We start from the raw sequence: 14004 nt of genomic DNA, 5'->3' as shown, positions 1-14004 counted from the left end.
CAGGGGCGTTCGGTCAAAGCCCCTCTCCCTCCGGGAGAGGGGTTGGGGTGAGGGTGCGGGCGAAGCCTGGCTGGAATTGGATGCGGGTGGCTTCGCCCATCTCAAAAAAAGCCATGCATGTGACTTCGCCCGTACCCTCATCCGCCCCTGTGGGGCACCTTCTCCCGACGGTCAGGCACGCTTCCAGCGCACGCCTTGCGGGGTGTCTTCCAGCACGATGCCTTCGTCGGCGAGCTGCTTGCGGATGGCGTCGGCGCGGGCGAAGTCCCTGGCTTTCTTGGCAGAATTGCGTTCTTCGACCAGCACGGTGATGCGCGCATCGTCGCCGGCATCGGTGCCGCGCGAGAACCAGGTGGCCGGGTCCTGCAGCAGCAGGCCCAGCGCCATTCCGGCCCCGAGCAGCTCGGCCTTGGCACGTTGCAATGCTGCAAGATTCTCCGCGCTGAGCCCGTCGCCTGGGCCACCGGCCGGTGCGAGCTCCAGCAGCGCCCGGTTCGCATCCTTCGCAAGCTTTGCCAGCACCGCGAGCGCCAGCGGTGTGTTGAGGTCGTCGCTGAGCGCGTCTTCTATCTGCTCGGGAATCGTTGCCTGCGCTTGGATCGCCTTCAGGCTCCGCAAGGTTCCGTACAAGCCGTCGAGCCGCTTGACCTGATCCTCGATCAGCGCATCCGACCAATCCAGCGGCTGCCGGTAATGCGCGCTCAATAGCGCAAGCCGCAGCGCTTCGGGCGGGTGCTTGGCGATCAGGTCGTGCACGGTCTCGATGTTGCCCAGCGACTTGCTCATCTTGGCGCCGCTGAAATTGAGCATGCCGTTGTGCAGCCAGAAGCGGGCGAAGGTGGCGCCGCCATGCGCGCATTCGCTTTGCGCGATTTCGTTTTCGTGATGCGGGAACTGCAGGTCCACGCCGCCGGCATGGATGTCGATGGTCGGGCCCAGGTGCGCGGCGGCCATCGCCGAGCATTCGATATGCCAGCCGGGGCGGCCGCGGCCCCACGGCGACTCCCAGCCGGGCAGCTCGTCGCTGGACGGCTTCCACAGCACGAAGTCGCCGGGGTCGCGCTTGTACGGCGCCACGTCCACGCGCGCACCGGCCAGCATTTCGTCGGGGTCGCGCCGCGACAGCTTGCCGTAACCGTCGAAACTGGCCACTGCAAACAGCACATGGCCTTCGGCGGCATAGGCATGGCCGCCCTCGATCAGCTGCTCGATCATGGCCACGATGTGCGGAATATGCGCGGTGGCCTCCGGTTCGATATCCGGCGGCACCACGCCGAGCGCGGCCATGTCCTGGCGATAGATCGCGGCGAAGCGGTCGGTGATGGTGGAGATCGGCACGCCCTGCGCCTGTGCGGCAGCGTTGATCTTGTCGTCCACGTCGGTGATGTTGCGTGCGTAGCGCAGCGCGCCATAGCGCCGCCGCAGCAGTGCGGCCAGCACGTCGAACACCACCGGGCCGCGGGCGTTGCCGATATGCGCGTAGTTGTAGACGGTAGGGCCGCACACATACAGGGTGGGGCAGGACGGATCGAGCGGCGCGAACGGTTCGACCCGCCGCGTCAGGTTGTTGTGCAGGCGCAGGCTCATCGGCATCTGAAAAAGGGTAACCGCGCGATTCTAGCCCCTTGCGGCAAGATGGCGAACCGGCACGCCGACACCGGCGACCGGATGGGCTGCGTTCAGCCCCGGAGATCGCAAGCTCCATACACTTACGTACTGCCTGGCTTCGCCACTTCGGTCCTGATGCGACTTCTTCTGTTCCCCACGCTGTGTGTGCTGGCCTGGCAGGCATTGCCGGCACATGCGGCAGAGCCCGATGTCAAAAACCGGGTCGTCGTGATCGAAAACGTCAAGCTGGATTACGCGCAGGTGCTCAATGTCGAGCCGGTCTACCAGACCCTGCGCGCCACCCGCATCGAAGAACAGTGCGAGGCCGAACAGGCGACGCCGGTGCCGGTTGCCGCTGTCGAGGACGAGGGCCGCATCAACCGCATGGTCGATTCGGTTAAGGAAATGTTCTCGCGTCGGCCCGAGCCGGCGACGCCGGCGGCAGTGCCGCCCACCAGCACCCGCCGCAATTGCAAGGTCGTGGAAGTGCCGCGCGAGTTCCGGCGCCCGATCGCCTTCGACGTGGACTACGTCTACAAGGGCACCAAGTACCGTTCGCGGCTGCCGGAAGATCCGGGCAACCGGCTGCGCATCCGGGTGTCGGTGACCCCGTACATTCCCGACGCCATCGTCGCACCGCCGCGCTGAGGCGCATGGCGGTTGCGCCGTGCCCGCATGCATGCGAGGATTCGCGCCCTATGCAAGCAATCCCCTTTCAGCACGACACCAGCGCCGCCCGGATGGCCTCCGGCATGACCTCGCGTGCCCGCCGACCGGAATCCCACATTTTCGCTGGGTAACCGGGGCGTTTTGCTGTCCGTTCTGAAGACCCAGCCCACAGGCTGGGTTTTTTCGTTTTGGCGTCACAAAAGTTTCAACCGCAAGAAACGCGCATGTCGCGCACCCCGTCGCTCCTGGCGGACCACGCAGCAGAAGCACGCAGCAAAGGATCGATCGATGTCACTGAAGCACTTCTTGAACACCCAGGACTGGAGCCGCGCCGAACTGGACGCGCTGTTGACCCAGGCCGCGTTGTTCAAACGCAACAAGCTGGGAAGCGAGCTGAAGGGCAAGTCGATCGCGCTGGTGTTCTTCAACCCGTCCATGCGCACCCGCACCAGCTTCGAGCTGGGCGCGTTCCAGTTGGGTGGGCATGCGGTGGTGCTGCAGCCGGGCAAGGATGCCTGGCCGATCGAGTTCAACCTGGGCACGGTGATGGATGGCGACACCGAAGAGCACATCGCCGAAGTGGCGCGGGTGCTGGGTCGTTATGTCGATTTGATCGGTGTGCGCGCGTTTCCCAAGTTCGTCGACTGGTCCAAGGACCGCGAGGACCAGGTGCTCAAAAGCTTCGCGAAGTATTCGCCGGTGCCGGTGATCAACATGGAGACGATCACCCACCCGTGCCAGGAGCTGGCGCATGCGCTGGCCTTGCAGGAGCACTTCGGTACGCCGGATCTGCGCGGCAAGAAGTACGTACTGACCTGGACCTATCACCCCAAGCCGCTCAACACTGCGGTGGCCAATTCCGCGCTGACCATCGCCACCCGCTTGGGGATGGACGTGACCCTGCTGTGCCCGACGCCGGACTACATCCTGGATCAGCGCTACATGGACTGGGCGGCGCAGAACGTGGCCGAAAGCGGCGGCTCGCTGCAGGTCAGCCATGACATCGACAGCGCCTACGCCGGCGCCGATGTCGTCTATGCCAAGAGCTGGGGCGCGCTGCCGTTCTTCGGCAACTGGGAGCCGGAAAAGCCGATCCGCGACCAGTACCAGCACTTCATCGTCGACGAACGCAAGATGGCGCTGACCAACAACGGCGTGTTCTCGCATTGCCTGCCGCTGCGTCGCAACGTCAAGGCCACCGACGCGGTGATGGATTCGCCCAACTGCATCGCCATCGATGAAGCCGAGAATCGCCTGCATGTGCAGAAGGCGATCATGGCGGCGCTCGCTTCGCAAGCGGGAATCGGTAATCGGGAATAGAGAATCGCAACAGCAAGAACGTTGATCCCCACTTTTACGTACCAAGGAAACAATGATGAGCACTGCTTCCACCATTCCCGATTCCCAACTCCCGATTCCCGGCGGCAAGAAGGATATCGTTCTCGCCTTCTCCGGTGGCCTGGACACCAGCTTCTGCATTCCGTATCTGCAGGAGCGTGGTTATGCGGTGCATACCGTGTTTGCCGATACCGGCGGTGTGGATGCCGAGGAGCGCGACTTCATCGAGAAGCGCGCCGCCGAACTGGGCGCCGCCAGCCATGTCACCGTCGATGGTGGCCCGGCGATCTGGGAAGGCTTCGTCAAGCCGTTCGTGTGGGCGGGCGAGGGCTACCAGGGCCAGTACCCGTTGCTGGTGTCGGACCGCTATCTGATCGTCGATGCCGCGCTCAAGCGCGCCGAAGAGTTGGGCACGCGCATCATTGCGCACGGCTGCACCGGCATGGGTAACGACCAGGTGCGTTTCGACCTGGCGGTGAAGGCGTTGGGCGATTACCAGATCGTCGCGCCGATCCGCGAGATCCAGAAGGAACACACCCAGACTCGCGCCTACGAGCAGAAGTACCTGGAAGCGCGCGGCTTCGGCGTGCGCGCCAAACAGCAGGCCTACACCATCAACGAGAATTTGCTGGGGCTGACCATGTCCGGCGGCGAAATCGACCGCTGGGAAGCGCCGGGCGAAGGGGCGCGTGGCTGGTGCGCCCCGCGCAGTGCGTGGCCGACCGAAGCGTTGACGGTGACCTTGAAGTTCGTCGAAGGCGAGGCGGTGGAGCTGGACGGCAAGCCGCTTCCGGGCGCCAAGATCCTGGCCAAGCTCAATACCTTGTTTGCCCAGTACGGCGTGGGCCGCGGCGTGTACACCGGCGACACCGTGATCGGCCTGAAGGGCCGCATCGTGTTCGAGGCGCCGGGCCTGATCTCGCTGCTTACCGCGCACCGTGCGCTGGAAGATGCGGTGCTGACCAAGCAGCAGAACCGCTTCAAGCCGGACGTGGCGCGCAAGTGGGTGGAGCTGGTGTACGAAGGCTTCTATCACGACCCGCTCAAGACCGACATCGAGGCGTTCCTGAAGTCCTCGCAGGCCAAGGTCAACGGCGAAGTGACGCTGGAAACCCGCGGCGGCCGCGTCGATGCGGTGGCGGTGCGCTCACCGCACCTGCTCAACACCAAGGGCGCGACCTACGCGCAGTCGGCCGACTGGGGCGTGGAAGAGGCCGAAGGCTTCATCAAGCTGTTCGGGATGAGCTCGACGCTCTATGCGCAGGTCAACCGCTGAGACGACCGCCGCAGGCAGCCTATGTTCCTTCTCCCGCACGCGGGAGAAGGTGGCGCATAGCGCCGGATGAGGGCGACCTGCCGCATGCCCCATCTGCCCTCTCGGGCCGCTTCCCCTGCAGGCGTGGAAGCGGCTAGATGGGCGCTAGAAAGACCAACCACACGCGACCCGACGCAATAAGACGCGATCAATGACCACACTGCTCGACAACACACTGACGCATCTGCAGAAGCTGGTGTCCTTCGACACCCGCAATCCGCCGCGGGCGATCGCTGCCGAGGGCGGCATCTTCGACTACCTGCGCGCGCAGCTGCCCGGTTTCCAGGTCGAGGTGATCGACCACGGCGCCGGTGCAGTGAGCCTGTATGCCGTGCGCGGAACTCCCAGGTATCTGTTCAACGTGCATCTGGACACGGTGCCGGATTCGCCGCACTGGAGTGCCGATCCGCACGTGATGCGGCGTAACGAGGACCGGGTGATCGGTCTGGGGGTGTGCGATATCAAGGGCGCGGCGGCGGCGTTGGTGGCAGCGGCCAATGCCGGCGATGGCGATGCCGCGTTCCTGTTTTCCTCCGACGAAGAGGCCAACGACCCGCGCTGCATCGCTGCGTTTCTGGCGCGTGGTTTGCCCTACGAGGCGGTGCTGGTGGCCGAGCCGACCATGAGCGAGGCAGTGCTGGCGCATCGCGGCATCAGTTCGGTGCTGATGCGCTTTGCCGGCCGTGCCGGGCACGCATCGGGCAAGCAGGATCCGTCCGCCAGTGCCTTGCACCAGGCGATGCGCTGGGGCGGCAAGGCGCTGGACCATGTCGAGTCGCTGGCGCATGCGCGCTTCGGCGGCCTGACCGGTTTGCGCTTCAACATCGGCCGCGTCGACGGTGGCATCAAGGCCAACATGATCGCGCCGGCGGCGGAGCTACGGTTTGGCTTTCGTCCGTTGCCGTCGATGGACGTGGACGGCTTGCTGGCCACGTTTGCCGGCTTTGCCGATCCTGCGGCAGCGCATTTCGAAGAAACCTTTCGCGGGCCGAGCCTGCCGTCGGGTCACATCGCACGCGCAGAGGAACGCCGCCTGGCCGCACGCGATGTGGCCGATGCGCTGGACCTGCCGATCGGCAACGCGGTGGATTTCTGGACCGAAGCCTCGCTGTTTTCCGCCGGCGGCTATACCGCGCTGGTCTATGGCCCGGGCAATATCGCCCAGGCGCATACCGCCGACGAATTCGTGACGCTGGAGCAACTGCAGCGCTATGCCGACTCGGTACACCGCATCATCAACGGCGCGCACTGACGCCGCGTTCCGCGCCTGGCGCGGCCATTCCTCCTATCGATCACCGCAATGTCCCTCTCCGCACAGCCCCACAAACAGACCCGCCAGACCATCGTGCGCCTGCTTTCGAGCATGGCCAGCGCCAAGGAAATCAGCCAGTACCTCAAGCGTTTTTCGCAGCTGGACGCCAAGCGCTTTGCGGTGGTCAAGGTGGGTGGCGCGGTGCTGCGCGACGACCTGGACGCGCTGACCTCGTCGCTGTCGTTCCTGCAGGAGGTGGGCCTGACCCCGATCGTGCTGCATGGCGCCGGCCCGCAGCTGGATGCGGAGCTGTCTGCAGCGGGCATCGAAAAACAGACCGTCAACGGCTTGCGGGTGACGTCGCCGGAAGCGCTGGCGATCGTGCGCAAGGTGTTCCAGGCCTCCAACCTCAAGCTGGTGGAAGCGCTGCAGCAGAACGGTGCGCGTGCCACATCGATCACCGGCGGCGTGTTCGAAGCGCAGTATCTGGACCGTGACACCTATGGGCTGGTCGGCGAGGTCAAGGCGGTGAATCTGGCGCCGATCGAAGCCAGCCTGCAGGCCGGCTCGATCCCGGTGATCACCAGCCTGGGCGAAACGCCGAGTGGGCAGATCCTCAACGTCAATGCGGATTTCGCCGCCAACGAACTGGTGCAGGAACTGCAGCCGTACAAGATCATCTTCCTCACCGGTACCGGCGGTTTGCTGGATGCCGACGGCAAGCTGATCGATTCGATCAACCTGTCCACCGAATACGATCATCTGATGCAGCAGCCGTGGATCAACGGCGGCATGCGGGTCAAGATCGAACAGATCAAGGATCTGCTCGACCGGCTGCCGCTGGAATCGTCGGTGTCGATCACCCGGCCGGCAGACCTGGCCAAGGAACTGTTCACCCACAAGGGCTCGGGCACGCTGGTGCGGCGGGGCGAGCGCGTGTTGCGCGCGACCTCCTGGGACGAACTGGATCTGCCTCGCCTGAAGTCGCTGATCGAATCCAGCTTCGGCCGCACGCTGGTGCCGGATTACTTCAGCAACACCAAGTTGTTGCGTGCCTATGTCAGCGAGAACTATCGCGCCGCGGTGATCCTCACCGACGAAGGCATGCTGGGTGCAAGCGCGCTGATCTATCTGGACAAGTTTGCCGTGCTCGACGATGCGCAGGGCGAGGGCCTGGGCCGCGCAGTGTGGAACGTGATGCGCGAGGAAACTCCGCAGCTGTTCTGGCGCTCGCGTCACAACAACCAGGTCAACATCTTCTACTACGCCGAATCCGACGGCTGCATCAAGCAGGAAAAGTGGAAGGTGTTCTGGTACGGGCTGGAGAATTTCGAGCAGATCCAGCACTGCGTGGCGCATTGTGCGACGCGCCAGCCGACGCTGCTGGGCTGAGCATAATGACGCCCATCGCCTTGCCCTTGGCCTGGAGCCAGATGCCTGTCTTGCGCGGGCAGCACGCAACCCTGGAGCCGCTGCAGCCAGCGCATGCCGATGGTCTGCGCGCGGCACTGGGCGACGGTGCGCTGTCGCACCTGTGGTACACCGGGGTGCCGGCACCGGCCCAGGTCGATGCCTACCTCGGGGCGGCATTGGCGGCCCGCGCCGAGGGCACGGCACTGCCGCTGGCGGTGCGCGATGCGGCCGGTGAGGTCGTCGGCTGCACACGCTATTACGGGCTGGATGCGACAGTGCCCAAGCTGTCGATCGGCTACACCTGGTACGCGCCGCGCGTGCAGCGCAGCGGCGTCAATACCGAAGCCAAGCTGATGCTGCTGCAGTACGCCTTCGAAACGCTGGGCTGCCTGAGCGTGGTGTTCGAGACCAGCTGGTTCAATCACACCTCGCGCGCGGCAATCGCGCGGCTGGGCGCAAAGCAGGACGGCGTACTGCGCAATCACACCCGCCACGCCGACGGTACGCCGCGCGATACCGTGGTGTTCTCCATCATCGATACGGAATGGGCGGGGGTGAAACGCCACCTGCAGTTCCGCCTGGAAGCAAACGCATGAGTGCTCAAGCAACAACCATCGGCATCGTTGGCGCCCGCGGGCATACCGGTTCGGAATTGATCAAGCTGGTGGCGGCGCATCCGCACCTGCAGTTGGTGTTCGTGTCATCGCGCGAACTGGCCGGGCAGGCCGTGGCCGACCACAACGACGGGTATCGCGGCGATCTGCGATTCGAAAGCCTGGACGCCGACGCGGTGGCCGCCAAGGCCGCCGACGTGGTGATCCTGGCGCTGCCCAACGGCAAGGCCGAGCCGTTCGTTGCCGCAATCGACGCGAGCCGGCCGCAGACGCTGCTGATCGATCTGTCGGCGGACTATCGTTTCGACCCGGCGTGGTATTACGGCTTGCCCGAGCTCACCCGTGGCAGGTATGCGGGGCAGCGCCGTATCAGCAACCCTGGCTGCTATGCCACCGCGATGCAGCTGGCGATCACCCCCTTGCTGGATCAGCTGGCCGGCCCGCCGCAATGCTTTGGCGTGTCCGGCTATTCCGGTGCGGGCACCACGCCGTCGGACAAGAACAACCCCGAGCTGCTCGCCGATAACCTGATGCCGTATGCGCTGACCAACCACATGCACGAGCGCGAAGTGTCGGCGCAGCTTGGCGTGCCGGTGGAGTTCATGCCGCACGTGGCGCCGCATTTCCGTGGCATCACCATGACCGTCAACCTGTGGCTGCAGCAAGCGCTGACACGCGAGCAGATCCAGGCGCGCTATGCGCAGCGGTATGCGGGCGAGCCGCTGGTCGAGCTTGTCGACGAGGCGCCGTGGGTGAGCCGCATTGCCGGCAAGCACGGCGTGCAGATCGGCGGCATCACCCTGGCGCCCGGCAACAAGCGGGTGGTGGTGGTGGCGACGCTGGACAACCTGCTCAAGGGCGCGGCGACCCAGGCGATGCAGAACCTCAACCTGGCATTGGGCTGGGACGAATTAACCGCGATTTGTTGATGCGAGTCCCTCGCAGAAGCCTGCACCGCCATGTGCGGGGATTCAAAGATGCGAGTCCCTCGCAGAAGCCCGCGCATCCATGTGCGGGGATTTAACCTGATGCTTTACTTCGAGACGCTTTCCGATGACCAATCTGTTGTGGCAAAAACCCGGTGTTGCGGTTGACGCCAAAATCCAGACCTTCCTGGCCGGCGACGATGTGATCCTGGATCGCGAGTTCTTCCTGCACGACATCGCGGCCAGCAAGGCGCATGCACAGGGGCTGCAGCACATCGGCATCCTGTCGTTGCAGGAGCTGGGCGGCCTGAGCGAACAACTCGATCTGTTGGCGGACGATTTCCGTAGCGGCGCATTCGTGCTCGATGCCCAGTACGAAGATTGCCATTCGGCGATCGAAGCACGCCTGACCGAGCGCCTGGGCGATGCCGGCCGCAAGATCCACACCGGACGCAGTCGCAACGATCAGATCCTGGTCGCAACGCGGCTATGGTTGAAGGACAAACTGCGGCGCGTGGCCGAGCTCAGCGGCGAGATCGCCAAGGTGGCGCTGGATCGCGCGCAGGCCGAAGCCGCGTTGCCGGTGCCGGGTTACACGCATATCCAGCGTGCGGTGGTGTCGTCGGCGGGCATGTGGTGGGCCGGCTGGGCAGAAGCGTTTATCGATAATGCCGTGCGCGCGACCGACACCTTGCACCTGGTGGACAGCAACCCGCTCGGCACCGCTGCCGGCTACGGCGTAAATCTGCCGCTGGACCGCGCGCACACCACCGCCGAGCTCGGTTTTGCACGTCTGCAGGTCTCGCCGATCTACGCGCAACTGTCGCGCGGCAAGTACGAGCTGGCCGCACTCGAGGCGCTTGGCAGCGCCACCCTGGACTTGCGGCGTATCGCCTGGGATCTGTCGCTGTTCACCAGCGGCGAATTTGCGTTTGTCGCGTTGCCGGCGCAGTACACCACCGGCAGCTCGATCATGCCCAACAAGCGCAACCCCGATGTCATCGAACTGATGCGCGCCACCCATGCCAGCGTGGCGGCCGCGCGGACCGAGATCGAACAGCTGCTGTCGCTGCCGTCCGGTTATCACCGCGATCTGCAGAGCAGCAAGGGCGCCATCGTGCACGGTTTCGGCCGTGGCCTGGCCGCGCTGGAACTGTTGCCGGCGCTGCTCGCCAATCTGGAATGGCGCCGGGACAAGCTGCATGCGGCGATCGACTCGGGCATGTACGCCACCGACGTGGCAGTGGAAGCGGCCGTGGCCGGCGTCCCGTTCCGCGATGCCTACAAGGCTGCAGCGGAAGCATCGGAAACCGCAGGGCAGGGGCGCACGCCGGAAGGCAGCCTGGCTGCACGTGTCTCGCCAGGTGCCGCAGCGGACCTGCAGCTGGACGTGCTGCGTGCCCGATGGGAGGCCCTGGTCTGATGGCCATGATCAGCACCGACACCGCCGAACATTACCCCTGGGGCGAAGCCAGCCACGGCTGGCACCTGTTGCGCGACCCCAACTTGAGCGTGCTCGAGGAACACATGCCGCCAGGCGCTGCAGAGTTGCGCCATCGGCATAGTCGCGCGCGGCATTTCTTCTATGTGCTGGCCGGCGAGGTGATGCTGCAGCTGGACGGCGCACAGCATGTGTTGCGCGTGGGGCAGGGCTTGCATGTGCCGCCCGGTTCCACCCATCAGATGCATAACCTGTCCGCGATGGAAGCGCGCTTCCTGGTGATTTCCACCCCGTTCGGTCGTAGTGAGGCAACACCCGACAAGGAGGCCGGCTGATGTCGATGCGCTATCTGGTGCTGGCGATGCGCAAACCGCACTTTCCGGCGGATGTGGTGGAGGCGCATCGCGCATTTCTCGATACGCTGCGGGCGGCCGGGCAGCTGGAACTGACCGGCGGCTTCAGCGACGGCAGCGGCGGCGCCTACGTGCTGGTCAACGTGGACAGCCTGGAGCAGGCGCAGCAGATCGTGGCACGCGATCCGCTGGTGCTGCGCGATGCCTCCACGCTGACCGTCCACGAATGGAAGACGCACTGAGCATTTCGCCACGATGACCACGCCTGCGAACACCTCGCCGTTCACCGAGCAAGCGCTGCCGCCGTGGCGGCGTGCGGTGCTCAAGGTCGGCAGCAGCCTGCTGGCCGCAGACGGTGGTGGCCTGTCGCCCCGCTTTGCGCTGGGCCTGGCGCAGTTCGTGTCGGCCAATCTGGCCGCCGGGCGGGAGCTGGTGATCGTGTCGTCGGGCGCGGTGGCGGCCGGCCGGGCAATCCTGCCCAAAGCTGCCGAGGCCGGCGCGCCGATCGCCGCGCGGCAGGCGCTGGCTGCGCTGGGGCAGGCGCAATTGATCGCGCTCTGGCAACGCTTTTTCGAGCGCCCGGTGGCGCAGGTGTTGCTGACCCACGACGACCTGCGCAACCGTCGCCGTTATCTCAATGCACGCGCTACCTTGGGCGAGTTGTTGCGGCTTGGCGCGCTGCCGGTGGTCAACGAAAACGACACCGTATCGGTGGACGAGCTCAAGCTGGGCGATAACGACAATCTGGCGGCGATCGTCGCCGCATTGGTCGATGCCGATGCCTTGTTCATCGCCACCGATATCGACGGCCTGTACAGCGCCGACCCGCGCAGCAACCCGTTGGCGCGGCCGCTCGACGATGTCCCCGATCTCACGCCGCAGGTGATGGCGATGGCCGGCGGCAGCGGCAGCAGCGTGGGCACCGGCGGCATGCGCACCAAGCTGGAAGCTGCCGCCAAGGCCGGCGCCGCGGGCATCGAGACCTATCTGTTCAATGGCCGCAGCAGCGAGGTGGTACGCGGGCTGGCGCAGGATCGCCTATGCGGGACGCGCATCCATGCCGCGCGCACGCGGATTGCGGCGCGCAAGTACTGGTTGCGGCATGCGCCGGTGGAAGCCGGTGCCATCCTGATCGATGCCGGCGCGGCGACCGCGCTGAGCGAGAAGGGCGCATCGTTGTTGCCTGGCGGCGTGGCCGGGGCCGAGGGCGACTTCAGGCGTGGCGACATGGTGGAGATCCGTCTGCGCGACGACAGCGGCGAGCGCTGCCTGGCGCGCGGCGTCAGCCAGTATTCGGCAGTGGATATCCGCCGTATTGCCTGCCGCCATTCGCGCGAGATCGAGTCCGTGCTCGGGTACAGCTATGGGGAGAACGTGGTGCATCGCGACGACCTGGTGGTGCTGTAGCGCATCGCAAGCGCGACGCGCTACCCATGCTCGTCCGGGAGCCAGCGCGTTGCACGCGCCCTGATCCAGTCGTCTGCGCTGCGGCAGCGGCGCGCCGAGAGATCGTTGCAAGCGCGACCGCTTTGGCTCTCCGCGATGCTTTGCGCTACTTTCTGCTGCAGTCTCGACGGCCGAACGTTCCCACCATGTCCGAAATGAAAATGCTGGCCCTGCAGTGCCGGGAGGCCGCGCAGGTGCTCTCGCAACTTTCCGCGCAGGCCAAGCAGGATCTGCTCGACGCGATGGCTGCCGCACTGGAAGCCGATGCCGCGTTGATCCTTGCCGCAAACGCGCGCGATCTTGAAGCCGCTCGCGCCAAAGGCACCGGCACAGCCATGCTCGACCGGCTGGCGCTGGACCAGGTGCGCCTGGCCGGCATCGCGGCGGCATTGCGCGAGGTGGCGCAGTTGCCGGACCCGGTCGGTCAGGTCACACGCGACGACACGCGCCCCAACGGCATCCGCGTGCAGAAGGTGCGCGTGCCGCTGGGGGTGATTGCGATGATCTACGAGGCCCGTCCCAACGTCACCGCCGATGCGGCCGCGCTGTGCATCAAGGCCGGCAATGGCGTGATCCTGCGTGGCGGCTCCGAGGCGATCCATTCCAACACCGCAATTGCGCGCGCATTGCAGGGTGCATTGCGTGCGGCGGGTGTGCCGGAAGCGGCTTTGACGCTGGTCGAGGATCTGCGTCGCGAGACCATGCTGGAGCTGCTGCAGCTCAGCGACATCATCGACCTGGCGATTCCGCGTGGTGGGGAAGGGCTCATCCGCTTTGTCGCCGAACACGCGCGCGTGCCGGTGATCAAGCATTACAAGGGCGTGTGCCATCTGTTTGTGGATGCGTCGGCCGATGTGGAGCGTGCCGTGCGCCTGTTGGTCGACGGCAAGGCGAGCCGGCCATCGGCCTGCAACTCGCTGGAAACGCTGTTGGTGCATGCAGACATCGCCGAGCGCTTCCTGCCGCTGGCAGCCGCTGCGCTGCGCGCGCGCAACGTGGAACTGCGTGGCGACGCGGCAACGCGTGCGGTGGTGCCCGAGATCGCGCCTGCCAGCGACGACGACTATGCCGCAGAGTATCTGGATCTGATCCTGGCGATCCGAATCGTGCCGGATCTTGACACCGCACTGGCCCACATTCGCCAGTACGGCTCGGACCATACCGAAGTGATCGCCACCGAGGACGCCGCAAACGCCGAGCGTTTCGTGCATGCACTACGTTCGGCGGTGGTGATGGTCAACGCTTCCTCGCGCTTCTCCGATGGTGGCGAGCTCGGCCTGGGCGCGGAGATCGGTATCTCGACCACGCGCCTGCATTCGTATGGCCCGATGGGGTTGGAAGCGCTGACCGTGGAGCGCTTTGTGGTGCGTGGCGAAGGCCAGGTGCGTCACTGATCGGCACGCGGCCGACCAGGACCGTGGCGGCCCGCCAGCGATCCTTTGCCTGCTGAAGCAGCGCTGCCGCGCCCCTGGTGGTGGAGGCGTGGCGTCGCGAACTGACGCAGCCCTGCCTGCGCCATTGTCCGCAGCCACCGTGCGTGCAAACCGTGCCCACACCCCGCCGTATCCGCAGCCACTCAGCGCACGTCCAACCCGCCGACCACGACCTTTGACACTCCCCCGGCAGCCT

The 14004-nt window shown here is 65.6% G+C and carries 13 protein-coding genes; 12 read left to right on the top strand and 1 reads right to left on the bottom strand.

The annotated features are described in order from the left end of the window. Positions 1-171: 171 nt before the first annotated feature. Entirely contained in the window at positions 172-1587 is a 1416-nt protein-coding gene (gene cysS, locus FHY19_RS00115) for a cysteine--tRNA ligase (protein WP_259160685.1), read from the bottom strand. A gap of 156 nt (positions 1588-1743) precedes the next feature. On the opposite strand from cysS, the gene FHY19_RS00110 reads away from it, so the two are divergent. The 12 genes from FHY19_RS00110 to FHY19_RS00055 all read left to right on the top strand — a co-directional run bounded on the left by FHY19_RS00110 (position 1744) and on the right by FHY19_RS00055 (position 13769). Continuing rightward, entirely contained in the window at positions 1744-2256 is a 513-nt protein-coding gene (locus FHY19_RS00110) for a hypothetical protein (RefSeq protein ID WP_259150610.1), read from the top strand. A 309-nt stretch (positions 2257-2565) separates the two neighbouring features. After that, on the top strand, positions 2566-3597 hold the full coding sequence (locus FHY19_RS00105; protein ID WP_259160684.1) for an N-acetylornithine carbamoyltransferase: 1032 nt from the start codon (positions 2566-2568) through the stop codon (positions 3595-3597). Positions 3598-3649: 52 nt separating this feature from the next. After that, the gene (locus FHY19_RS00100) at positions 3650-4891 is read left to right on the top strand and encodes an argininosuccinate synthase (protein ID WP_259160682.1); all 1242 of its coding nucleotides are present in this window, start codon (positions 3650-3652) and stop codon (positions 4889-4891) included. Between the two features lie 190 nt (positions 4892-5081). Continuing rightward, positions 5082-6182 carry an acetylornithine deacetylase gene (locus FHY19_RS00095; RefSeq protein ID WP_259160681.1) on the top strand — a complete coding sequence of 367 codons (1101 nt, stop codon included), beginning with the start codon at positions 5082-5084 and terminating at the stop codon, positions 6180-6182. Positions 6183-6230: 48 nt separating this feature from the next. Next, on the top strand, positions 6231-7574 hold the full coding sequence (locus FHY19_RS00090) for an acetylglutamate kinase (RefSeq protein ID WP_259150606.1): 1344 nt from the start codon (positions 6231-6233) through the stop codon (positions 7572-7574). 5 nt (positions 7575-7579) lie between these two features. Beyond that, the gene (locus FHY19_RS00085; protein WP_259160679.1) at positions 7580-8191 is read left to right on the top strand and encodes a GNAT family N-acetyltransferase; all 612 of its coding nucleotides are present in this window, start codon (positions 7580-7582) and stop codon (positions 8189-8191) included. After that, a complete protein-coding gene (gene argC / locus FHY19_RS00080; RefSeq protein WP_259160677.1) occupies positions 8188-9138 on the top strand; it encodes an N-acetyl-gamma-glutamyl-phosphate reductase in 951 nt (316 codons plus the stop codon). Before FHY19_RS00085 ends, argC begins: the two co-directional genes overlap by 4 nt. Before the next feature lie 124 nt (positions 9139-9262). Continuing rightward, positions 9263-10558, top strand: coding sequence for an argininosuccinate lyase (locus tag FHY19_RS00075; RefSeq protein ID WP_259160675.1), 1296 nt, complete (start codon positions 9263-9265; stop codon positions 10556-10558). Next, on the top strand, positions 10558-10911 hold the full coding sequence (locus tag FHY19_RS00070) for a cupin domain-containing protein (protein ID WP_259150600.1): 354 nt from the start codon (positions 10558-10560) through the stop codon (positions 10909-10911). The genes FHY19_RS00075 and FHY19_RS00070 overlap by 1 nt, the downstream gene beginning before the upstream one ends. Then, positions 10911-11171: a YciI family protein gene (locus FHY19_RS00065; protein ID WP_259150599.1), complete on the top strand. Its 261-nt coding sequence runs from the start codon at positions 10911-10913 to the stop codon at positions 11169-11171. Before FHY19_RS00070 ends, FHY19_RS00065 begins: the two co-directional genes overlap by 1 nt. Before the next feature lie 13 nt (positions 11172-11184). Further along, positions 11185-12336 carry a glutamate 5-kinase gene (proB, locus tag FHY19_RS00060; RefSeq protein ID WP_259150598.1) on the top strand — a complete coding sequence of 384 codons (1152 nt, stop codon included), beginning with the start codon at positions 11185-11187 and terminating at the stop codon, positions 12334-12336. Positions 12337-12521: 185 nt separating this feature from the next. Beyond that, positions 12522-13769: a glutamate-5-semialdehyde dehydrogenase gene (locus tag FHY19_RS00055; RefSeq protein ID WP_259160674.1), complete on the top strand. Its 1248-nt coding sequence runs from the start codon at positions 12522-12524 to the stop codon at positions 13767-13769. Positions 13770-14004: the final 235 nt, after the last annotated feature.

This window comes from Xanthomonas sp. 4461 (genome assembly GCF_024806475.1).
GTDB lineage: Bacteria > Pseudomonadota > Gammaproteobacteria > Xanthomonadales > Xanthomonadaceae > Xanthomonas > Xanthomonas arboricola_F.
This window is presented reverse-complemented; position numbering and strand designations above follow the sequence as displayed.